The sequence below is a fragment of the Streptomyces sp. NPDC058000 genome, assembly GCF_042886435.1.
Taxonomy (GTDB): domain Bacteria; phylum Actinomycetota; class Actinomycetes; order Streptomycetales; family Streptomycetaceae; genus Streptomyces.
This window is the reverse complement of record NZ_JBHVQS010000031.1, coordinates 17,416-39,335: the sequence shown is the minus strand read 5'-3', so window position 1 is coordinate 39,335 and position 21,920 is coordinate 17,416. Positions and strand designations below refer to the sequence as shown.

The window sequence follows — 21,920 nt, the reverse complement described above, 5'->3', positions numbered from 1 at the left end:
GCGTGACCATGGTAGTAGAATTTCGCTCGTACGTTCGATCCCTCGATGGGGTGACGTCCGAGTGACGTGCACATCACGTTCCCTTCGAGGCATGAACCATTTAGGCTCCGGGCACGTCCTCATCAACAACCGGCAAGCCAGCCGGGAGGGCAGACTTCAGCAACCAACGTGAATCAGACCACCACGCAATACGGCTCATTCGCCGCCACCCGGCAGCACCCGGCCCCCTCGAAAGAAATTTTTCGAGGAAAAGGCACGAGCGGGAACGTTTTCGGCCTGGTTGGATGTTGACCCTGGTACGACAGCTCGTCGAGCTAGAGAAGAGGCGACGTGACTACTGTTCTGACACCCGCGAGCCCGCTGACGGCCGCTGACCGGTGCGACCGCTGCGGCGCCCAGGCATACCTGCGCGTCGTCCTGATGTCCGGCGGAGAACTGCTCTTCTGCGCCCACCACGGCCGCAAGTTCGAGCCAGAACTCAAGAAGATCGCCGCGGAAATACAGGACGAGACGGAGCGGCTCACCACCACTTCGAAGTCTGCGTCCAACGAGGAACGCTGACACTTCGCATCCACGACGAGCGAGTAGCGGCCCAGTGCCGTGCGGCGGGCGGTCTTCCGGCACCACCGGGGAGGCCGCCCGTACTCGTACGCTCCGACTCATACCGCTGCTTCGGCGCCGTTCAGCCGGCGCCGTGCATGAGCACCGCCGGAAGCAGCGCGGACGCCCGCGTATAGACCCCGGGGCTGCCCGCGCGCCCGCAGCCGGTCCCCCACGACACCAGCCCCACCAGCCGGCCGCGCACCACCAGCGGCCCTCCGCTGTCCCCCTGGCAGGCGTCCCGCCCACCCTTCGGCTCCCCTGCGCAGAGCATCGAGGCGGCGTTGTACACACCATCGGCGCTGCCCGGGTAAGCCTGCGCACACACCGCGTCACGCAGGACGTTCACCCTGGCAGACCGCAGTCGCGACGCATAGCTACCGTCACCTGTCATGTCACCCCACCCGTAGACCGTGGCGGCGTTGCCCGGCTCGTAGACGCTGTCGTTCGGGTGGGCTATCCGAATCGGCTGGTTCGGGACGCTCTCCTGCAGGGTGACAACCGCCATGTCGTCCTCATTGGTCCAACTGTTGTAGTGCGGATTGACCCACACCTTGGCGACCTTGATCTCATGGCCACCCTTGCCAGTGAGGTTGTTGCGTCCGACGACGACCCGCAGGTCCTTCACCTCCTGCCAAGGCAGTCCCAGGACTTCCCGGCCCAGGCAGTGCGCGGCCGTCACCACCGTCGCATGTCCGACCAGTACGCCGCCGCAGAACTGCCCGGAGCGCTGGTCCCCGAACCGCTGATGCGAAGCCAGGGCGACCGCCCAGGGGCTCTGCGAGAGACGAACGGGCTTTCCCCCGACCACCGAACCATCCGCGGCCGCAGAGGCCGGCACAGCGAGAATCAACGCAAGGGCCCCGAGGGCGGCGCGTATGGTCGGGCGCATACGGACTCCTGACTCTGGGACAGCGGTCACCCACCCAGAGTGACCCAAACGGGGGCGCCCCGCACCCGGACGGCCGCGAGCCCGGCCCCCACAGAGGTGGAGGGCCGGGCTCGCGGCACATTCGGAGCTGTTCGGCTAGTCGAGGTAGTCCCGCAGCACCTGGGAGCGCGACGGGTGACGCAGCTTCGACATGGTCTTGGACTCGATCTGGCGGATCCGCTCACGGGTGACGCCGTAGACCTTGCCGATCTCGTCGAGCGTCTTGGGCTGACCGTCCGTAAGACCGAACCTCATGGACACCACGCCGGCCTCGCGCTCGGAGAGGGTGTCCAGCACCGAGTGCAGCTGCTCCTGCAGGAGCGTGAAGCTGACCGCGTCGGCCGGGACGACCGCCTCGGAGTCCTCGATCAGGTCACCGAACTCGCTGTCGCCGTCCTCGCCCAGCGGGGTGTGCAGGGAGATCGGCTCGCGGCCGTACTTCTGGACCTCGATGACCTTCTCGGGGGTCATGTCGAGTTCCTTGGCCAACTCCTCCGGAGTGGGCTCGCGGCCCAGGTCCTGGAGCATCTGGCGCTGGACGCGGGCCAGCTTGTTGATGACCTCGACCATGTGGACGGGGATACGGATCGTTCGGGCCTGGTCGGCCATGGCGCGGGTGATGGCCTGGCGGATCCACCACGTCGCGTAGGTCGAGAACTTGTAGCCCTTGGTGTAGTCGAACTTCTCGACCGCGCGGATCAGACCGAGGTTGCCCTCCTGGATGAGGTCCAGGAAGAGCATGCCGCGGCCGGTGTACCGCTTGGCCAGGGAGACGACCAGACGGAGGTTGGCCTCCAGGAGGTGGTTCTTCGCTCGGCGGCCGTCCTCGGCGATGATCTCCAGCTCGCGCTTGAGCTTCGGCGCGAGCTTGTCGCTGTTGGCGAGCTTGTCCTCGGCGAACAGGCCGGCCTCAATACGCTTGGCGAGCTCCACCTCCTGCTCGGCATTGAGGAGCGGAACCTTGCCGATCTGCTTGAGGTAGTCCTTGACCGGGTCGGCGGTGGCGCCGGCCGCGGCGACCTGCTGGGCGGGGGCGTCGTCCTCGTCCTCGTCCGACAGCACGAAGCCGGCGTTCTCGGCGGTCTCGGCGTCGGCGGGCTCGCCCTTACCGGGAGCCGGGGTCTCCTCGGTCAGCTCTTCGTCGAGCAGGTCGTCGGCGTCCTTCTTGGACCCGGCCTTCTTGGCGGTGGCCTTCTTGGCCGTGGCCTTCTTCGCGACCGTCTTCTTGGCGGTCGTCTTCTTCGCCGCGGCCTTCTTGACAGCCGCGGACTCGGACTCACCGGCGGCCGGGTCCCCCATGGGGGCGGCGGCCGAAGCGGTGGTGGTCTTCTTCACCGTGGCGGTCTTGGCCGCGACGGTCTTGGTGGCGGTGCGCTTCGCCGGACTCTTCGCTGCGACGCTCTTGCGGGTGCGCTTGGGCGCCTCTGCGGCACTGACCATCAGCGTCACACCCTCCTCGTCGAGGATCTGGTTGAGGCTGCGCAGAACGTTCTTCCACTGGGTTGGCGGAATCTGGTCAGCCTCGAAGGCCCGACGCACGTCATCGCCGGCGATCTGCCCATCTGCCTTTCCCCGCTCGATGAGCGCCATCACAGACTCGGACTCGGCGATCTCCGGCGGGAGCGTACGGGATGTGCTGGCCGACACGAACAACCTCTCGGAACGATGGAAACGGCTTCCGACCCCGTCCACTGTGGATCGGAGCCGACGACCGCCGGTGGGGATGGACCGACGGCGCAGGGGCAACCGGGGAGTTGAACAGCGCCACAAACGCCGCTCGTATTCCCTCCTCGGCTATCACCTCTTACGTCATCGCGCTTCCTCGGAGAGCGTTACGCCCAATCTGCGTGGCCCGAGTCACACCCCATAACGACCCCTTCCCCGTCATATGCCATGCAATCCTCTCAAAACCTTCCGCCGGATCCGGTCGACGTCCCGGATCCGGCGATCTTGCGCTCCTTCGGTGCGTACAGCGCGGGCTCGGCAGAGGCGCACGGGGCACGAGTCCGCGCGGTGCTCACGGTCCGCACGTGGTCGGGTACGAGCCTTCAGTGCTCGCGCGGCGCGGGGACGACGTGGTCGGCGGGCGTACCGGTGCCCTGGCCGCTGGCCTCGGTGTGGGCGGCGAGTAGCTGGCGCATCGCGCTTTCAGCGGCGGTGGCGTCACCGGAACCGATGGCGTCGACGACCCGCATGTGCTGGCCCACGGATGTCTCGACCGGCCGCTCACAGCCGCCGCCGGATCCGCCGGAGACGTGCAGGGCGGAGGCGACGATGCCCGCGAGGTGCTCGAGCATGCGGTTGCCGGCGAGCTGGAGCAGCAGGGTGTGGAACTCGGCGTCCGCGCGGGCGAACGTCATGGTGTCGCCCTGGGCCGCGGAGTGGCCCATGATCTCGACCATGTCCGCGAGCCGCTGCTGGATGTCCTCGCGGGCGTGGCCGGCGGCGAGCCGGGCGGCGAGCGGCTCGATCGTCCAGCGCAGCTCGCACAGCTCACGACGCTGGTCGTCGCGCTGCGGCCCGTAGGCGCGCCACTCGATGATGTCGGGGTCGAGGAGGTTCCAGTCACTGACCGGGCGTACCCGGGTCCCCACGTTCGGGCGCGCGCTCACCAGGCCCTTGGCTTCGAGGACGCGCAGTGACTCGCGGACGACGGTGCGGGAGACCTCGAAGCGCTGGCCGATCTCCTCGGGGACGAGCGGGCGGTCGGCGCCGAGATCGCCGGAGACGATCATCTGGCCGAGCTGCTGGACGAGTTGGCCGTGGAGGCCACGGCCGCGGCTGCCCGCCGCGCGCCGGCCGACCCGACCGATGTCTGCCTCGGAACTTTCCCAGACCGACGAGACGCGCTCTGCGCGGTCGTGGCCGGTCGCGTTGGCGGCGTTGGCGTAGGGGTAGCGGTCAAGCTCGCCGGGGCCTGCGAGGCCGGTGTCGCCGGGGCGAGCCGCGGTCATCATGGTGTGCGCAAGGGTACTCACGCATCCTTTGTCGGCGGCGCCCTGAACGGCCTTGAGGTCTTTGGTGAAAAGCACACGAAAGGGTGATCGCCCGTTATCTCGCAATTGACGCTTTATCGGAAAGAAATGCGCTTTCGGGGGCGAGTTGTGGACAGCAGGCGCAACAACGGGGCCTGGAAGCGGGCGTTTTGGCCGGTCAGCGCCGCCAGCCCGTTAGCACGGTGAACACATAAGCGCAGACCAGGGAGATGGTGGCAACACCCTTGCGTTGCCCGCTGGTTGGGGTGCAGACGGCGTCATGACCGGAACACCTTGATCGCTTCCGGAAGGCGTCTGGTGAGCATCGGGCGGAAGGTGGGGGTGGTGCGGTGCGGGACTGCGTTCGCTGTGGTGTGTGGCGGTTAGTTGGGTCGGCAGGAAAGGGAGTTGTCGGGAGCTACCAAGGGAGCCGGGTGGCGGCGGCGGGGGTGTGCTGGAGTCCCTGAAGTCACCGTGGGAACCGAGGTCGCCGTGCTGGTGGGGACGCCGTGGTCGCTGGGGGCGCTGGGGCGCGAGGTCACCGAGGACGGTGAGTTCGGGGGCGGCTCGTTGACGGTGTGGGGACCGAGAGCTCGGGCAGGCGAGAGCGTGGTGCGAAGCAGTGGCCGGTGCGCGTCCGGTCACCGTGGGGAGGTCGCCGGCAGTGTGCTCCGGTGGCAGTGAGGGAGCTTTGTTGCCGTACCGCGTTGCCGGGCCCGTGCGGGGCTCGGGTGGTGGGTCAGACCTCTGGGCGGAGCATCGGCGGGTTGAGGAGGGTCGCGCCGCCGGCGCGGAAGAGCTGGGCCGGGCGGCCGCCCTGGCGGGTGGTGGTGCCGCCGGTGGGGACCAGGAATCCGGGGGTGCCGGTCACCTTGCGGTGGAAGTTGCGGGGGTCGAGGGCGACGCCCCAGACCGCCTCGTAGACGCGGCGCAGCTCGCCGACGGTGAACTCCTGCGGGCAGAAGGCCGTCGCGAGCGAGGAGTATTCGATCTTCGACCGAGCGCGTTCCACCCCGTCGGCGAGGATGCGCGCGTGGTCGAAGGCGAGCGGGGCGGTCAGGTCGCCTTCGCGGGCGTGGGTGTTGTTCTCCTGGTCCAGGAGGGTTTCGACGGGGGCCCAGCGGGCGCTGTGGGCATCGCCGCCGGCCCGGGGGGCGGGCAGATCGGGGGCGAGGACGAGGTGCGCGACGCTGACCACGCGCATGCGGGGGTCGCGCTTGGGATCGCCGTAGGTGGCGAGCTGTTCGAGGTGCGCCCCGTATGCGGGCGGCGGGCTGCCCTCCGGCGGGTAGGCGTGCAGGCCGGTCTCCTCGACGAGTTCCCGGGCGGCCGCCTCCGCCAGGTCCTCGTCGGCGCGGACGAATCCGCCGGGCAGGGCCCAGCGGCCCTGGAACGGCGGCTCACCACGGCGTACGGCCAGCGCACACAGGGCGTGGCGGCGCACGGTGAGCACGACCAGGTCGACGGTGACAGCGAAGGGCGGGAAGGCCGACGGGTCGTAGGGAGGCATGTCGTGATCATAGTCGTCCGCCTGACGATAAACAGGTCATGCGGCCTTCACGCCCTCAGCTGCAGACCATCCGCGGCTTCCTCGACCATCCCCATCCCGAGGCGGCTGATCCGTACGGCGAAGGGTTGCTCGGCGATGGTCAGTCCGGTCAGTTGCATCGCGCCGAGCGGGGTGGTGCCGAGCGGGCGGACGACGACCGTTCCGGCCGGAACGTCGGGGCGCAGTCCTGCGAGGGCGATGAGTATCTGCACCGCGCCGGCCGCCGCGATGGCCGCGGGGCGGCAGGCCGCCGGGTGCGGAACGGGGACGTTGCCGGCGGTGCGCTGTTCCCCGGCGAACATCTCCGGCAGGCGGTGCCCGAAGCTCTCCGCGGCGTCGAGGAGGCTCTTGGTCAGGGCGCCGGCGGCGGCTTCGTGGCCGGCCGCGGCCAGTCCGGCGGCGGCGACGGCGGTTTCGTGGACGCGGACCGCTCCACTGCGGTGGCCGAAGGGGTTGTAGCCGCTCTCCTTGGCGCCGAGTCCGCGCAGGCCCCATCCGGAGTCCATGGTGGGGCTGCGGAGCAGTCGGGACAGTTGGTCGGTCTGGGGCGCGTCCAGGAGGCCCGGGGCGAAGGTGCCGCCGCCGAGCAGGCCGGTGTCGAGAAGGTGGGCGGCGGTGGCACCGAGGTGCGGGACCGGGCGACCGTCGCCGGTGAGCAGGGCGGCGGGGCGGCCGCCGGTGCGGTCGTCCACCCAGAAGTCGGTGCGGAAGCGGGCGCGCAGCTCCACCGCCCAGTCACGGAGCGCGGCGGCGCCGGAGGATCCACAGGCGTCCAGGAGGTCGGCGCCGAGGACCGCGGCACGGTGGGCGTGGGCCTGTGTCTCGCAGCGGTAGGGGCCGTCGGGTGCGGGGTCGGGGAGGTAGCCGCCGTGGTCCGCGCCGCGCGGGTCGGTGGCCCTGCGCAGCCATTGAAGGCAGCGTTCGGCGGCGGGCAGCAGCCGCTCGGTCTCCTGGTCGGGCAGGCCCCAGCGGCGAGCCTCCGCGAGGACGGCCGGAAAGAGGAGGGTGGCTTCGATGCCGGTGCAGCCGGCTGGGGCGTGCGGTCCGGCGTCCCGGAGCGCACCGGGAATTCGGCCGAAATCCCCCCCTGGGGTGGCCTGTTGGGTGCGGGCGAGGGTACGCAGGGTGCTGGCGACGAGCCGAGTACCGAGAGGAAGCAGCATGCGGGCTGTCCACAGGGCCTCGGCGGGTGCGAGGCCGCACCGCCAGGGGAAGCCGCCGGCGACGAAGACGTCCGTGGGCAGGGCCGGGTCGCGCATCAGCAGCCCGTGCAGGTCGTCGAGGCTGCCGGCCATGAGGGCGTCGGCTCGGGCGTCGTCACACTCCAGGCGGGCCGCGGACCAGGAGTGCGGCGGCCGCTCGCCGCGGGTGCGGGGCCCGGCGGGCCCGGTGCGCGGGCCGGGGACGGAGGTGTCGCTGCCCCACCCGGCCGGGGCCGGCAGGCCGCCCGCACCGTGTTCCAAGCGGAGATGGAGTTCGATGGTGCGGCGACCGCCGGGCGGCAGCTCAAGTTCCCAGCGGAGCAGGCCCGCAGAGGCCAGGGCGTCCTGGGGGGCGGGGGTGGCGGTCACCACGGCATGGGCCCCCCTCCCGGACCAGCGGAGGCCCGATCCGTGGACGGCGGCGCGGAGTTCGGGGCCGGGGAGGCCGACGGCGACGGCTCCGAGGTTCGCCAGGTCGGTGCCCAGGTAGATCTCGACGGGCAGTCGGACGGATCGGGTGGCGCTGCTGTGGAAGGTGATCCGTTCGGTGCCGTCGGCGGACCGCCGCCGTTCCATCCGGATCTCCGGGTCCGGCCCGCGCTCGCCCGTTCTGCGGATCACGCCGGTGAAGTGGGCACGGTCCGCGGCGATCAACCGCCCCTGAACGACGAGTGGTTCCTCGCCCGCGGCGCGTACTTCGCAGCGGGCGAGGATCCGCCGGCCGTCGCGGTAGCAGCCGTCCAGGCCCTGGCCGGTCAGCTGCCCCGTGGTGGACGACACGGCGATCGAGGGGAGGGCCGTGCAGACCAGCGCGGCATAGACCGGTTGGGGCTGGGGCAGCCGGGCCGGCATGGTGCGCCGGTCTGAGGTGGGCCGGTGGGCCGGCTGGGTGGTGGGGACAATCCCTGGCACGCTCTGCGCTCCCTGGTGAGGTCGGGGCTCCGTACGGCCTGCGCCACCCAGCTGAACGGTGCGGCCGGCGCCCAGGTCACGCCGGCCGTGCCTCGCCCCGTGTGGTCATCGCCGGCTTCGGTCACCGCCCCGTCCTGCCCGGCGGGTGCCCGGCGCGCCGGTCGTACGCGAACCGGGGCCGGTGCCCCCGCGTGGCCCGCGGGGCCGGACGGGGTTTGCCGGGCGTGGGGGTACCGGCCGCCGCTGGCCCGCTGGGGGCGTCGTGCCTCCGTCTGTGACGGCCTCGGCCTCCTCGCGCTGTTGGCGCAGGCAGCGGCGCAACTGCTCAGGGTCCAGGCCCTCGTTGATGGCGCGGTGCAGCAGCTGGGCGAAGACGCAGTCGGGATCGGCGGTCAGGGCGCGGCTGAGGGCGACGCGGGCGGAGGGGCCGTCCGCTGTGGACCAGCAGACCCAGCCGGCGAGGGTCAGGGGCGCCGCCGCGTGTTCGGTGTAGCCACCGGTGCAGCGGCGGGCGAGGGCCCGCCACAGCCGGAGGGCCGCCGCGGCGTCGGGGCCGTCCATCCATTCCGCGGCCCGGTCTCGGGTGGTGCGGTCCTGGAGGCCGAGGATGAGGGTGGCTGCCTCAGCGTCGGTGATCAGCGCGTCGTCGCAGGCGTCCCGGGCACGGTTGCTGCCGGAGGGGGTGTCCTGGCGGAAACGGTGGATCATCGCGGTGGCCAGTTCGAGGGTGGCCTGGCGGACGGTGGTGGCGCCGTCCGGTCGGAGCATCCGCGGCAGGAGTTCCGCGGCCGCATCGTCCAGCGCCTTCTCCTGGTCGGCACCGCGTGGTCCGGTGCGGGGCGCCAACCGGGCGTCCATCTCCTTGAGCGAGCCGCGCACCTGCATTCCGGCGTAGGCGGCGGCCGCGGCCATCACGGACGTTCCGGGGAGGCACAGGGGCGTGCCGTCGGCGGGGCAGCAGCGGTAGTCGGGGCAGCAGTATGACCAGTAGCGGCCGTTGGAGATGCACAGGGCCTCCAGGACCGGCACGTCCAGGGAGCCGCAGGCGGTACGCAGCCGCTGGGCCAGGGGGCGCAGGCGCTCCTTGACGTCCCGGCCGCTCTCGCCCGGCGTCGGTTCCTGGCAGAGGAAGACGAGGATGCCGACGAGGTGGTCGGAGCTCTTGCGGGCGCCGGAGACCAGGCAGTCGGCGAGTTGGTCGCTGACATCGGGCCAGTGGGACGGGTCCGTGGGGATGCCGAGCCGCAGTCGGCCGCCGAACCGGGCGCGCTCGCCGTGGAGCGCGACCATGACGACGCTGTCGTCCGGATAGAAGCCCAGGAGGTAGGGCAGTGCGTCGGCGAGTTCGGCGGAGCCGCGCAGGGTGACCTGTGGCTCGGCGGGCCGGCTCGCGTCCTGGTCTGCGGATTCCGGCGAACGGGCCCCGGTCTGCGCGTGGGAGACGGCGGGGTCGGCCGCGCCGATGGGCGCGGCGTAGGCGCTGCAGGAGAGGGACGGGTTGGGCGGGTCGTAAGGGGTGGGCGGGTTGTCGTCGGGGGTCGGCGGTCGGGGCGGGCCGGGGCGGGGGGTGGCGGTGGGCACGGAATCGGTGGTGGGGGGTGCGGGATCGCCGCCGGTGCCGGGCTTGCTGCTGCCGGGGGCGCAGGTGCCGGCTTCCCCACCACTGGGGTCGTGGGCGTCGATGTCGTCGGGGTGGGTGCCGTCGATGTGGGGCTCGTGCGGTTCGCTGTGCGGATTCATGGCTCGAAGATCCCGCGGTTGCGCAGCATTCCGCGACCCCTGTGGATAACTCTTGAGTGACGCGGTTTTCCACAGCGCGAGGCGAGGGTTCGCGCGTTGTCAGTGGGATCGGGTTGCATGGGGGCATGAGCAACGAAGATCTGCGTGCCGCGGCCGATGCCGTCCTCAGCCGTCTCGTCGGGGATCCCGGCGGGACCGCCCGGCTGCGTGCGGACCAGTGGCGGGCGATCGAGGCGCTGGTCGCCGACCATCGCCGTGCCCTGGTCGTGCAGCGCACCGGCTGGGGCAAGTCCGCGGTCTATTTCGTCGCGACGGCGCTGTTGCGGGAGCGCGGCAGCGGACCGACGGTGATCGTCTCGCCGCTGCTCGCGCTGATGCGCAACCAGGTCGACGCGGCCGCGCGGGCCGGCATCCGGGCGCGCACGATCAACTCCGCCAACACCGAGGAGTGGGACACCGTCCAGGCCGAGGTGGCGGCTGGTGAGGTGGACGTCCTGCTGGTGAGCCCCGAGCGGCTCAACAACCCGGATTTTCGTGATCAGGTGCTGCCCAAGCTCGCGGCGGCCACCGGGCTCCTGGTGGTGGACGAGGCGCATTGCATCTCCGACTGGGGCCATGATTTCCGGCCGGACTACCGGCGGCTGCGCACGATGCTGGCCGATCTTCCGCCCGGTGTGCCGGTACTCGCCACGACCGCCACCGCGAATGCCCGGGTGACGGCCGATGTCGCCGAGCAGCTGGGGACGGGCGAGGGCTCCGCCGAGGCGCTGGTGCTACGCGGTCCATTGGACCGGGAGAGCCTGAGCCTGGGCGTGCTGCCGCTGCCCGATGCCGCGCACCGGCTGGCCTGGCTCGCGGACCATCTGGACGAGCTGCCGGGCTCGGGGATCATCTACACCCTCACCGTCGCGGCCGCCGAGGAGGTCACCGCGTTCCTGCGGCACCGGGGGCACACGGTCGCCTCGTACACCGGCAAGACGGAGAACGCCGACCGCCAGCAGGCGGAGGAGGATCTGCTCGCCAACCGGGTCAAGGCGCTGGTGGCGACGTCCGCCCTGGGGATGGGCTTCGACAAGCCCGACCTGGGGTTCGTGGTGCACCTGGGTTCGCCGTCGTCGCCGATCGCGTACTACCAGCAGGTGGGCCGGGCCGGACGCGGTGTCGAGCATGCCGAGGTGCTGCTGCTGCCGGGCCGGGAGGACGAGGCGATCTGGAAGTACTTCGCCTCGCTGGCGTTCCCACCGGAGGAGCAGGTGCGGCGGACGTTGGACGTGCTTGCGGCGGCGGGCCGGGCGGTGTCGCTGCCGGCGCTGGAGCCGCAGGTCGAACTGCGCCGCTCCCGCCTGGAGACCATGCTCAAGGTGCTCGATGTGGACGGGGCCGTCCAGCGCGTCAAGGGCGGCTGGACGGCCACGGGCCGGCCGTGGGCGTATGACGCGGAGCGCTATGCGTGGGTGGCACGGCAGCGGGAGGCCGAGCAGCAGGCGATGCGGGAGTACGCCGCGGCGTCGGGTTGCCGAATGGAGTTTCTGCGGCGGCAGTTGGACGACGAGGCGGCGGCCCCGTGCGGCCGGTGCGACAACTGCGCCGGGCCGCGGTTCACCGCCGAGGTGTCCGCCGCGACGCTGGACGCGGCCCGTGGTGAACTGGGCCGCCCCGGTGTGGAGGTGGAACCGCGGCGGATGTGGCCCACGGGGCTGCCGGCCGTCGGCGTCGACCTCAAGGGCCGGATCCCGACGGGTGAACTTGCCGCGACCGGCCGGGCGTTGGGGCGACTGTCGGACATCGGGTGGGGCAACCGCCTGCGGCCGATGCTCGCTCCGCAGGCGCCGGACGGGCCGGTGCCCGACGACGTGGCGGCCGCGGTGGTGACGGTCCTCACCGATTGGGCCAAGGGGCCCGGGGGTTGGGCCTCGGGTGCACCGGACGCCCCGGCGCGCCCGGTGGGTGTCGTCAGCCTCGGCTCGCACAGCCGCCCGCAGTTGATCCGGACGCTCGCCGAACGGATCGCGGTGGTGGGCCGGATGCCGTTCCTGGGCACGGTGGCCTCGGTGGACGACGGCCCCGGGGCGAGGGTTCCGCGGAGCAACAGCGCCCAACGGCTGCGGGCCCTGCACAGCACGCTGGTGGTACCGCCCGAGCTTGCCGGAGCGCTGGCGTCGGCGGGCGGCCCGGTGCTCCTGGTGGATGACTATGCCGACACCGGCTGGACGCTGGCGGTGGCCGCCCGGCTGCTGCGCAGAGCCGGGGCCGACGGGGTGTTTCCGCTGGTCCTCGCCGTGCAGGGGTAGTCGGCTCCGACGGCGGGGCCTGGAGAGATGGGAGGGAGCGCCTGGGTATCGGAGGCGGGTGCGGCGGGCAGGAATAGCAGCAGTACACCGGGCATTTCCGGCCGTGCGCGGGGAATTGCTCGTTGCCGCAAGCCTGTACGAGCCGCGAGAATGGGAAGTGCTTCCCGGTATCCGGCCGTTCGCGGTCCGGCAGGGTCATGCCGTGGCGCACCGGCGCGCCCGGCGGCGGCCCGCGGCGCGGACGCGTAGACGAAGGGAGGACGATGGCCTTCGGATTCGCCCGGCCCCCACAGGACCCGCTGCCCGAAGCCGCCGATTCCACCGCTCGCCTGGGGCGGCTGTTGGAACCGGCGGAATGGGCGTCGGCCGAAATCCCGCTCCTGCGCAATCCCCGTGAGGTCGTCGCCGACCTGTACACCCGTCATCTTCCGAGGCCGTCGGCGGTGATTGTGGCGGTGCTGGACCCTCAGGAACGGGTCATTGCCAGCGCATCGTTCACGGGGCCGGCGTCGGCTCCGGATGGTTGGGCCTACCGCAATGCGCTGCTCGCACAGCTGCGTCGGATCATCCCGCACGATCTGCGGTTGCGGGTTCCGGTTCGGACGGCGGTGCTGCTCCACTGCCGGGAGGGCGAGCTCCGTTGGACGGAGGCGGACGGCGCGTGGATGTGGGGTCTGCGCGACGCGTGCACCCTGCACGGGCTCCGCTGTGGGGCGTTCATCGCGCTGTCCCGGGACCACTGGCAGGTACTGGGTGAGGGGCGGGGCGGGCGGCGGCCCCGGGTGCCCGCTCCCGGGAAACCCCGGAGCGCGGACGCGGCGCGGGTGGGCCCCCGTCGCGGCGCGGCCGACGGGGCCGGAGCTGTGGGCGACACCGGTGGTGCGCCCGCCCCGGAGGACGTCACGCCCTCGTCGGCTGTGCCCGCACAGGACTCGCGGGCTACGGAGGGGTCGCCCGGCCAGGGCCCGGCGGGTTCGCAGCGCGCCTCGTCGGCGCGGAGCGTCGCACCGGGCGAGCAGTCGCGGAACGGCGGCCGGGGATCACCCCGGCGCGCTGGTGGTGGCGCGGCGGAAGCGCGCCGCCACCGGGCGGCGCGCTGACCGCGGCGGGCCCGGCTGGCGCCCCGTGCCCGGGCGCGCCAACGAGCCCGACCGGCCGCGAGGGCCGGCGGGCCACGCCGGGCCAGCGGCGGTCAGGCGTTCGCGCCGAGCACCGCGTTGATCCGCTCCGGGTCGCCGCAGACGATCAGCAGCGCTCCGGCACGGGCCATCGCGGCGGGCAGCGCCCGCGCGGTGACCTCGTGGTCGTCGCCGTTGGCGGCGACGACCACGACGGGCCGTTCGGTGACGCGTTCGGCGCCGGCGTCGGCGTAGAACACGTCGTCGGCGGCGTCGTGCTGGGCCCAGTAGGACGCCTCACCGAAGGACAGTTCGTGGGACGCCCACGGGTGGTTCTCGCCGGTGGTCAGCACCAGGATCTCGCCCGGCGCGCGGCCGGAGTCCAGGAGCAGGTCGACGGCCTCGTCGGCGGCGTCGATGGCTCCGCCGGCGGGTGCCGGGATCAGCTGGAGTTGGGCGCCCGCGGCGGTGCCGGTCGTGGTGACCGGAGGCTGCGGGGAGCCGGTGCGCTGCGCCGGCGGGACCGGGACGGGCCCACGCGACGGGGCGGCGGGTCCGGGCTTGCCCGGACGGGCACTGGACGCGGGGGCGCCTCGCGGCGGGGCGGGGCGGGGACCGGGACCAGGTACGGGACGGGGGGTCGGCGCGGTGCGGCCGGCGGCCGGAGTTGCGCGGGGACCCGGGACACTCTCGTGAATCTGAGGCTCCTCGGGGATGAGAGGCATAAAGGGATGTCTATCAAACGTAGGTGCGGGACATGTCAGTGGGTACCGAATTGCTGCCCCGCTCCGCTCAGAAGTCGAAGCCGAGTTGGCCACCGGCTTCCAGAGCGGCTGCTTCGGGAGTGACGCGCACCTTCTTGAGGTGCCGCCACCGGGGCAGGGCGTCCATGTAGGACCAGGACACCCGGTGGTACGGCGTGGGACCGTGCTCCTCCAGGGCGGTGCGGTGGGTCGGCGAGGGATAGCCGGCGTTGGTCGCGAAGTCGAAGTCGGCGTACTCCAGGCCGAGTTCGGCCATCATGGCGTCCCGCCGCACCTTGGCGATCACGGACGCGGCGGCGACCGAAATACAGGACTGGTCGCCTTTGATGACCGTACGGACCCGCCACGGCGCGCCCAGGTAGTCGTGCTTGCCGTCGAGGATGATCGCGTCCGGCCGGACCGGGAGCGCCTCCAGGGCACGTACTGCGGCGAGCCGCAGTGCCGCGGTCATCCCCAGGGTGTCGATCTCCTCCGGGGAGGAGTGTCCGAGGGCGTACGAGGTGACCCAGGTGGTGAGCACCTCGCAGAGTTCGGTGCGGCGCTTGGGGGTCAGCAGCTTGGAATCAGTGAGTCCGTCCGGTGGTCGGCGCAGTCCTGTGATGGCGGCGCAGACACTGACCGGGCCGGCCCAGGCTCCGCGCCCGACCTCGTCGATCCCTACGACGATCTTGGCGCCCGTGGTGGCGCGCAGTGATCGCTCGACGGTATGGGTGGGGGGCTCGTACGGCATGGCGCCAGCCAGATTACGCCTATTCGGCGCGGCCGTCCGCATCGGATCCGAAGCCGGCGTTCGTGGGCGCCGGCGGAGGGCCCGGTACGGCGGTCCGAAACGGTTGTTCACGGGCGGGCGCAGGGGCTCCGGCGGGCGCGGGGAGGCAGGCGTCGGGGCTCGAAGTCGCTGGCCGGCGCGGCCCGTTGCGCCCCGGGGCGGACGGGCTCGCGGTCGGCGCGGGGGTGGTGGTCAGAGGGCGGGGGTCCAGGCGGGGAGCGGCTCGGTGCGGTCGAGCCATTCCTGGGGTGGGGTGCCGCCGGGAGCCGCGGCGACGATGCCGCCGACGATGCCGCAGGTGGTGTCGACGTCGCCGCCGGCCCGGGCGGTGGTCCAGAACGCCTGCTCGAAGTTGCCGAGGTTGCGGGCGGCGGCCCACAGGGTGAACGGCACCGTGTCGTGCGCGCTGGTGCGGCGTCCGCAGCCGAGGACGGCGGCGACGGTTCCGGGGTCGGCGTAGTCGAGCATGTCGCGGGCCCGGCGCAGACCGGCCTGTACGGCGCTGCGCGGGATCAGGGCCAGTACGCCGTCGATCAGCTCCTCGGGGCCGAGGGTGCGGGCCGGGTCGGCGACCAGGGCGGCCGCGGCGGCCACGGCCATGGCGCCGACGACGGCCTCACGGTGCTGGTGGGTGGGGTAGGCGGAGATCTCCGCCTGGTGGGTGGCCTGCTCGGGGTCGTCGGCGTACCAGGCGCCGAGGGGGGCGATGCGCATGGCGGCGCCGTTGCCCCAGGAGCCGCGGCCGTTGAAGAGCGCGGCGGCCAGCTCGCGCCAGTCGCCGCCCGCGCGGATCAGGCGGAGGAGGCGGTCGACGGCCGGGCCGTACTCGCGACCGTCGTCGTGGTGGTCGGCGAAGGAGCGGGCCAAGGCGTCCTGGTCGACGCGGTGGTGGGTGGTGAGCACGGCCAGGACGGAGCAGGCCATCTCGGTGTCGTCGGTCCACCGCCACGGCGCGGGCGGCAGCTCGCGGCGTTTGAGGGAGGGGTAGTGGCTGGGGGCGAAGAACTGCGATCCGAGGGCGTCGCCCACGGAGAGGCCACGCAGGCTCGCCAGAGCCCGCGTACTGCGGTCCGCGTCACGAGGATCAGGGGTCGTCATCGCTGTGCACTTTAACCGGTGACGCCGTAAGGCTCGGGTTCACACCAGCGGTCGAAAGGCCGGTCGAGGGTGTAGCGGCCGTCCGGGCCGAGGAGCAGGGTGCGCCATTCGGCGTTGCCCGGGTTGGACAGCGATTCGAAGTCGGCGACCGACCAGTGGAACCACCGCATGCAGAACAGCCGCATGGTGAGGCCGTGCGTGACGATCAGGACGTTGGGCGGGTGGTGGGGGTCCTCGAAGCTGCGCCAGAGGCTCTCCAGGAAGGCTCCGACCCGGTCGTAGACGTCGGCGCCGGACTCGCCCTGCGCGAAGCGGTAGAAGAAGTGGCCGTAGGCGTCGCGGTACGCCTTCTGGCGTCGTACGTCGTCGCGGTCCTGCCAGTTGCCCCAGTCCTGTTCGCGGAGGCGGGGCTCCTCGCGGACCCGGACCTTGCCGGGGTCCAGGTCGAGGCTCCGGAAGGTCTGGTGGGTGCGGCGGTACGGCGATACGTAGGCGGAGATCCGTTCGTTGCCGAACATCGCGTGCAGCCTACGGCCGGCTTCCTCGGCCTGGCGCAGCCCGCTCTTCGTCAGGGCGAGCGCGTGGTCGGGCTCGCGCTCGTAGACGGTGTCGTCGACGTTCCCCACGGACTCGCCGTGGCGGAGCAGGACGATGCGTCGGGGCCGGGCCATGCGGCCAGCGTAAAACGCCTGCCCTGTACATGCCGTGTGTGGCGGGCGGGGCTGCTGAGGGAGCCGCGCTCCTTCAGCAGGCGGCGAGGACCGGTCGGCCGTCGCGTATCTCGTAGGGGCGGCCGGTGAAGCGGCGGCGGAGCAGGCGGTCGTGGGAGACCACGACCAGGGCACCGGGCCAGGCCGTCAACGCCTCCTCCAGTTCCTCGACGAGGGCGAGGGCCAGGTGGTTGGTGGGTTCGTCGAGCAGCAGTAGGTCGGCGGGGCGGGCCAGCAGTCGGGCCAGTGTCAGGCGGCGGCGCTGGCCGGCCGAGAGCGCCCCGACGGGGACGTGGAGGTCACGTTCCCGGAACAGGCCGAAGGACAGCAGCAGGGCGGCCAGCTCGTCGGCGTCACCGGTGAGGCCGCGACCGAAGGCGGCCAGCAGCGGCTCGGTGGGGCGGGATACCGGGATCTCCTGGGCTAGGAAGCCGATGCGTCCCCGGCGGACGACCGTGCCGCTGTCGGGTGCGGTCAGACCCACCATGACCCGCAGCAGGGTGGTCTTGCCCGCGCCGTTGGCGCCGTGGACGAGGACGCGGTCGCCAGCGGACACGGTGAGCGTGTCCACCGCGAGGCGGTCGCCGACCCGGACGTCGTCGAGGCGGACCAGGGTGCCGGTCGTTTCGCCGGTGTCGGGGGCCGCCTGGAAGCGGAGCGGCTCCGGCGGCCGGGGAACCGGCTCCGCGCGGAGCCGGCGGAGCCGTTCCTGGGCGTTGCGCACCCGGCTGGAGACGGATGCCTGGACGCGTCCCCGGTCCCGGTCGTAGGCCATCTTGTTGTTGTCCTTCATGGCCCGGCCCTGGGCGACGCCGTGTGCGGCACCGGCGGCGTGCTCGGTGAGCTGGGCGACCTCGTCGCACCACTGGGCGTATTCCTGCTCCCAGCGGCGGCGGGCGGCGGCCTTGGCGGCGAGGAACGTGCCGTACCCCTCGCCGTAGCGGACGAGGGCGTGGCGGTCGGCGTCGACCTCGACGACGGCGGTGGCGATGCGCTGGAGGAAGAGCCGGTCGTGGGAGACGGCGAGGACCGTGCCACGGTGGGCGAGCAGGGCCTCCTCCAGCCAGTCCAGGGCGGTGGCGTCGAGGTGGTTGGTCGGTTCGTCGAGGAGCATGACCTCGGGCGAGGCGGCGATCAGGCAGGCGAGGCCGAGCCGGGCCTGTTCGCCTCCGGAGAGGCTGCCGAGGAGCCGGCCGCGGTCCAGACCGTGCAGCCCCAGGCCGTGCAGGGCACGGTCGACACGGGCGTCCGCCTCGTATCCGCCGCGCAGTTCGAAGCGGGTGAGCAGGTCGCCGTACTCGTCGAGCTGTGCCGGGGTGGCGTCTTCGAGGGCGGTCTCCAGGGACCGCAAGCGGCGCTCGATGCCGCGGAGTTCGGCCAGCGCGGCGTCGATGGCGTCCTGAACGGTGTGGTCCCCAGGGAGGTCGGGGGTCTGGCCGAGATAGCCGGTGCCGCCGTCGGCGGTGAGGACGGCGCGGCCTTCGTCGGGTGGTTCCAGGCCGGCGATGATGCGCAGCAGGGTGGACTTGCCGGCGCCGTTCTCCCCGACGATCCCGATCCGTTCGCCGGGGCGCACGGCCAGGGAGACGCGGTCGAAGAGGGGGCGGTCGGCGTGGGCCTTGGTGACGTCGTGCAGTGAGACCTGAGTGGGCACGTGATCCTCCGAGTGATGCCACGGGCGCGCCGGGCGGCACGACCCACTATCAAACGCAACTAGAGTTGCGTTACGATCAGGATGACACACCGGACCATCTAACACAACTGGAGTTGCATTTGCCTGGCGAGGACGAGAAGAAGCAGGCCGAGGGCGACGGTGCGGCGCCCTCTCTCACCCCAGGCGCCCGGCGCCCCGGCGGGCGCACGGCGCGCACCCGGGCCGCCGTCCGGGACGCCGTGCTGACCGGCCTCACCGAGCTCGGCTATCCCGGGCTGACCGTCGAATACGTCGCCGAGCACTCCGGGGTGCACAAGACGACGCTCTACCGCCGCTGGGGGGACGTGGAGGGCCTGCTGGCCGATGCCCTGGACCTGGCGGGCGAGGACAGTTGGCTGCCGCCCGACACCGGGGCCCTGGAGGGCGATCTGCGTGCGCTCGCCCACGAGGTCGTCACCTCGTTTGCGGAACCCGCGGCGGCCGCGTCGGGCTCCGCGATGATCGCGGCCGGCTTCCAGTCGGAGCGGGCCGCCGTGGCGCTGCGCGCCTACTACACCGAGCGGTTCGCGCGCTGCGAGGCCATCGTCGAGCGCGCCGTCCACCGGGGGGAGCTACCGGCCGATCAGGGCGCCGCCGTCGACGCCGGGGCGCTGGTCCGGGCCGTCTCCGCCCCCCTGCTCTTCCGGCTCTTCATCACCCGGGAACCGATCGATGAGGCACTCGCCGAACAGGCCGCTGCGGCGGCACTGGCCGCGGCCCGCGCGGGCGTCTTCACTCGCGGCCGGCCGGCCGGCGCCGCGTCCGGCTCGCCGGAGCGGGCGGGCTGAGCCCGGCGCTCACACCGTCCAGGAGGGTTCGAGCTGCACCACGTCGCCCGCGATCGCTTGGATGTCGGCGGCTATCTGGGCCCGCAGTGCCAGCCGTTCCACCCGTTCCGGGCGGTACTTGCCGCGCTCGGCCGCCGACTGCCACATCGACAGGACCAGGAACTCCTCCCCCGGCGCCCGGCCGACCATCCCCCGGAGCATGCCGGGCGATCCGGCCATCGCGGGGTTCCAGACCTTCTCTTGCATGAGCACGAAGTGGTCCACCCGGTCCGGGCGCACCTGGCAGTGCGCCAACCGCAGCACGTCCGCGTCCCCGAAGGCCGGCCGGAACCCCACTTTCACGTCGAATTCGTGCTCGAACAGTCGGATTTGCGTGTCCTTGTAGGTGCCGGTCTGCGCGGACGCCAGCCGGTCGTGCGACCGCGCCATGAAGGAGTCGTAGAACGCCCGGCTCTCCCAGAAACCGACCAGGTGGGCCACGCCGGGCCGGGACCGGCTCCAGCCCCCGGCCTGCCCCCGGAAGCCGGGCTCGCCCAGCAGCCCGGCCCATTTCCGCTGCCCCCGTTCGAACCCTCGGCGGTCCACGACGGTAAGGCGAATCCACTTGACCAGCACCGCGCCATCGTACGGCCCGATGTCCGCCGTAGCCGCTGCACGGCGGCTACCGTCCGCCCCGAACTCCCTTACGGCATCGGATCGGTGCACAGCAGCACCAGGGCAGCCAGAGAGGCGTACGGGAACGTACGCTGCCTGGCCTCACTGCCCACATCACTGTCCGCATCGCCGCCCACATCAATGGCTGCCTCAATGCTCGGCCTCGCTGCCCGGCCTTGCCCGACGCCGAGCGAGCAGCAGCCAGCCCCACACCCGCCAAGAGGCTTGCGGCAGCGCTTCGCCGTACCAGGGCATTGCTTCGCCGTACAGAGGCATTGCTTCGCCGCGCAGGGGCGTTGATTACCGCCCTCACGGCGGGTGAGTGGCGCGGCACAAGGGCGCTAGGGTGTACACCGACCGCGCCTAGCTGCACCGTCTCCCGGAACCGCGCCCCGGGCCCACGGGTCCGTTCCGGTGCGCACCACCGTGCGGACTCCGCCACCACTACCAACTGGGGTGACCGCAGTTGGATGTCCTTGACGGCCGAACTCTCACGCGCGCCCGTGCGGGGCACAGCGGCGGCGCGAAGTGGCGGCTCGAACGGCGGGCCAGACCACCGGACTTGCTCTGCCCGCCGCATGAACGCCGCGGAAACAGTGTCGACTTGCCGATATTGGGAGTGAGCAGCACCTCAAATGCCTCGACTTACCGAGGCCCACTCACTCGACACAATGGACCATCGCACCAGACTCAATGACAACATTGCACCGAGGCAATGGCATTCATTGCGCCGAAGATGACGGGCTCTTTGCGCTCGGTGCAAGAACACCCCTGGATGGCCGCGGACTTACCGGGTCGACGTCCCCGGCAGCGTGGCACGATGGTCGAACACGGGGAAATCCCGGGGAGTTGTCCGCGGGCACGCGGACGGGCTGGGCCGCGGAGCTGACGGAAGGGGAGCCCGGTGAGCACGCTCAACAAGGGGATCGAGAAGGTCGTGGTGGCGCTCGGATGGGATCCCAGCCCCATCGGTGAGCCGGACATCGACCTGGACATCATTGCGGCGACGTACTCAACGGACGCGCCGCAGGGTGAACCGGCCTACCTGGTGCACTTCGACAGTCGGTCACCCGACGGGACCATCACCCTCAACCGGGACAGCCGGACCGGCCAGGGGTTCGGTGACGACGAGGTCATGACGCTGGAGTTGGAGCGGCTGTCCGAGCGCTACTCCCGCGTCGTGGTGGGCGTGGTGATCCAACAGCTGCACGGCCGGAGGGTCTTCGGCGAGGTGGCGAACACTCTCATCGAGGTACGCGAGGGTTACACCACACTGGCGCGGATCGACTTCGCCGGAGTCGCGGATTCCACCGCGGCGGCCGTCGCCGAGTTCGCGCGGGACGCCTCCGGCGAATGGCGGTTCCAGGCCGTACTGCGCGGGTTCGACGCCGAGCCGGACGCGTTCAGCAGGCTGATGGGCAGCTGACCGGTACGGCGGCAGATCTGGAGGGGAGGCGGCGGCCGCCTCCCCTCCGGCGTTCCGCCTGCTCGACGCACCTGTCACCCGCTCTCCCTCTTGCGACGGCGGTGGGCCGCGACTCGCTCCCGGGTGGCGCAGGCCGCAGAACAGTAGCGGCGGGCGCTCCCCGGGCCGGTCCCCAGATAAAGGGTGGTGCAGCCGGACGCCGCGCACTCGCCCCAGGGGACGCGGCCGTACTCGGTCAGGATCTGGGCCAGCGCCAGGGCGCTGGAGGCCAGGAACCAATCGGCCCAGCCCGCGTCGTCCCCGCGGTCGACATGCAGATGCCAGGGGTGGCCGCCGTGCCGGGAGAGCCGAGGCCGCGCGCCGCAGGCTGCCAGCAGCGCATTGAGGGCGTGGGCGGCCCGGTCGGTGTCGGTCTCGGTGAGGAGGCCGGCGATCCTCGCTGCGGCGCCGCGCAGTTCGTCTGCGTCGCGCTCCGAGAACGCCTGCTCGGCGAGGCTGTCGGGACCCTCCCCATGCCGGGCGAGGAGTTCCACGAGGGCGGCGCGGGGCAGGTCCGGCACCGCCCGCACGGCGTTGGCGAGGTCGATCATCCGCTCCGCGGGCCGGAAGCCGTGCGCCGCGGTGCCACTACTGCCACCGACTTCGGCTCCGTCGCCACCGGTGTTGGTACCCATGCCGAATTCCCGTTCCCTGCTGTGCT

At 72.1% G+C, this 21,920-nt stretch carries 17 protein-coding genes and 1 pseudogene; 5 read left to right on the top strand and 13 right to left on the bottom strand.

Going from position 1 to position 21,920, the window contains the following annotated elements:
* Nucleotides 1-330: 330 nt before the first annotated feature.
* The gene (locus ACFVT2_RS26390) at nucleotides 331-561 is read left to right on the top strand and encodes a hypothetical protein (protein WP_390021866.1); all 231 of its coding nucleotides are present in this window, start codon (nucleotides 331-333) and stop codon (nucleotides 559-561) included.
* 121 nt (nucleotides 562-682) lie between these two features.
* On the opposite strand, the gene ACFVT2_RS26385 is transcribed toward ACFVT2_RS26390, so the two are convergent.
* The 6 genes from ACFVT2_RS26385 to ACFVT2_RS26360 all read right to left on the bottom strand — a co-directional run bounded on the left by ACFVT2_RS26385 (nucleotide 683) and on the right by ACFVT2_RS26360 (nucleotide 9,909).
* Nucleotides 683-1,492 carry a serine protease gene (locus tag ACFVT2_RS26385; protein ID WP_390021864.1) on the bottom strand — a complete coding sequence of 270 codons (810 nt, stop codon included), beginning with the start codon at nucleotides 1,490-1,492 and terminating at the stop codon, nucleotides 683-685.
* Between the two features lie 135 nt (nucleotides 1,493-1,627).
* Nucleotides 1,628-3,178, bottom strand: a complete 1,551-nt coding sequence (locus ACFVT2_RS26380) for an RNA polymerase sigma factor (RefSeq protein ID WP_390021862.1) — start codon at nucleotides 3,176-3,178, stop codon at nucleotides 1,628-1,630.
* Nucleotides 3,179-3,579: 401 nt separating this feature from the next.
* Nucleotides 3,580-4,563 carry a FadR/GntR family transcriptional regulator gene (locus ACFVT2_RS26375; protein ID WP_390021861.1) on the bottom strand — a complete coding sequence of 328 codons (984 nt, stop codon included), beginning with the start codon at nucleotides 4,561-4,563 and terminating at the stop codon, nucleotides 3,580-3,582.
* Nucleotides 4,564-5,245: 682 nt separating this feature from the next.
* Nucleotides 5,246-6,016, bottom strand: a complete 771-nt coding sequence (locus ACFVT2_RS26370) for an NUDIX domain-containing protein (RefSeq protein WP_390021859.1) — start codon at nucleotides 6,014-6,016, stop codon at nucleotides 5,246-5,248.
* 47 nt (nucleotides 6,017-6,063) lie between these two features.
* The gene (locus tag ACFVT2_RS26365; protein WP_390021922.1) at nucleotides 6,064-8,109 is read right to left on the bottom strand and encodes a glycogen debranching N-terminal domain-containing protein; all 2,046 of its coding nucleotides are present in this window, start codon (nucleotides 8,107-8,109) and stop codon (nucleotides 6,064-6,066) included.
* A gap of 165 nt (nucleotides 8,110-8,274) precedes the next feature.
* Nucleotides 8,275-9,909, bottom strand: a complete 1,635-nt coding sequence (locus tag ACFVT2_RS26360; protein WP_390021858.1) for a DUF4192 domain-containing protein — start codon at nucleotides 9,907-9,909, stop codon at nucleotides 8,275-8,277.
* Nucleotides 9,910-10,034: 125 nt separating this feature from the next.
* Between ACFVT2_RS26360 and ACFVT2_RS26355 the strand changes: the two genes are divergently transcribed.
* Together ACFVT2_RS26355 and ACFVT2_RS26350 are read left to right on the top strand one after the other, a co-directional pair.
* Nucleotides 10,035-12,200 carry a RecQ family ATP-dependent DNA helicase gene (locus ACFVT2_RS26355; RefSeq protein ID WP_390021856.1) on the top strand — a complete coding sequence of 722 codons (2,166 nt, stop codon included), beginning with the start codon at nucleotides 10,035-10,037 and terminating at the stop codon, nucleotides 12,198-12,200.
* 263 nt (nucleotides 12,201-12,463) lie between these two features.
* A pseudogene (locus tag ACFVT2_RS26350) lies at nucleotides 12,464-13,042 on the top strand (hypothetical protein); the annotation flags it as partial.
* 350 nt (nucleotides 13,043-13,392) lie between these two features.
* Here the strand turns inward: ACFVT2_RS26350 and ACFVT2_RS26345 are convergent.
* The 5 genes from ACFVT2_RS26345 to ACFVT2_RS26325 all read right to left on the bottom strand — a co-directional run bounded on the left by ACFVT2_RS26345 (nucleotide 13,393) and on the right by ACFVT2_RS26325 (nucleotide 18,313).
* Nucleotides 13,393-14,043, bottom strand: a complete 651-nt coding sequence (locus tag ACFVT2_RS26345) for a hypothetical protein (RefSeq protein ID WP_390021855.1) — start codon at nucleotides 14,041-14,043, stop codon at nucleotides 13,393-13,395.
* 67 nt (nucleotides 14,044-14,110) lie between these two features.
* Complete coding sequence (locus ACFVT2_RS26340; RefSeq protein ID WP_390021854.1) at nucleotides 14,111-14,812, bottom strand: ribonuclease HII; 702 nt, start codon at nucleotides 14,810-14,812, stop codon at nucleotides 14,111-14,113.
* 231 nt (nucleotides 14,813-15,043) lie between these two features.
* Nucleotides 15,044-15,949 (bottom strand): ADP-ribosylglycohydrolase family protein, encoded by a 906-nt coding sequence (locus ACFVT2_RS26335; protein ID WP_390021852.1) that lies wholly within the window; start codon nucleotides 15,947-15,949, stop codon nucleotides 15,044-15,046.
* An 11-nt stretch (nucleotides 15,950-15,960) separates the two neighbouring features.
* A complete protein-coding gene (locus ACFVT2_RS26330) occupies nucleotides 15,961-16,620 on the bottom strand; it encodes a histidine phosphatase family protein (RefSeq protein ID WP_390021851.1) in 660 nt (219 codons plus the stop codon).
* 73 nt (nucleotides 16,621-16,693) lie between these two features.
* The gene (locus ACFVT2_RS26325) at nucleotides 16,694-18,313 is read right to left on the bottom strand and encodes an ABC-F family ATP-binding cassette domain-containing protein (protein ID WP_390021849.1); all 1,620 of its coding nucleotides are present in this window, start codon (nucleotides 18,311-18,313) and stop codon (nucleotides 16,694-16,696) included.
* A 119-nt stretch (nucleotides 18,314-18,432) separates the two neighbouring features.
* Here ACFVT2_RS26325 and ACFVT2_RS26320 point away from each other — a divergent pair, with 119 nt between their 5' ends.
* Complete coding sequence (locus ACFVT2_RS26320) at nucleotides 18,433-19,140, top strand: TetR-like C-terminal domain-containing protein (protein ID WP_390021848.1); 708 nt, start codon at nucleotides 18,433-18,435, stop codon at nucleotides 19,138-19,140.
* Nucleotides 19,141-19,149: 9 nt separating this feature from the next.
* Here the strand turns inward: ACFVT2_RS26320 and ACFVT2_RS26315 are convergent, their stop codons facing one another.
* Complete coding sequence (locus ACFVT2_RS26315) at nucleotides 19,150-19,755, bottom strand: YdbC family protein (protein WP_390021847.1); 606 nt, start codon at nucleotides 19,753-19,755, stop codon at nucleotides 19,150-19,152.
* A gap of 943 nt (nucleotides 19,756-20,698) precedes the next feature.
* Here ACFVT2_RS26315 and ACFVT2_RS26310 point away from each other — a divergent pair.
* Nucleotides 20,699-21,220 carry a TerD family protein gene (locus ACFVT2_RS26310; protein WP_390021846.1) on the top strand — a complete coding sequence of 174 codons (522 nt, stop codon included), beginning with the start codon at nucleotides 20,699-20,701 and terminating at the stop codon, nucleotides 21,218-21,220.
* A gap of 74 nt (nucleotides 21,221-21,294) precedes the next feature.
* On the opposite strand, the gene ACFVT2_RS26305 is transcribed toward ACFVT2_RS26310, so the two are convergent.
* Nucleotides 21,295-21,810, bottom strand: coding sequence for a CGNR zinc finger domain-containing protein (locus ACFVT2_RS26305; RefSeq protein ID WP_390021921.1), 516 nt, complete (start codon nucleotides 21,808-21,810; stop codon nucleotides 21,295-21,297).
* Nucleotides 21,811-21,920: the final 110 nt, after the last annotated feature.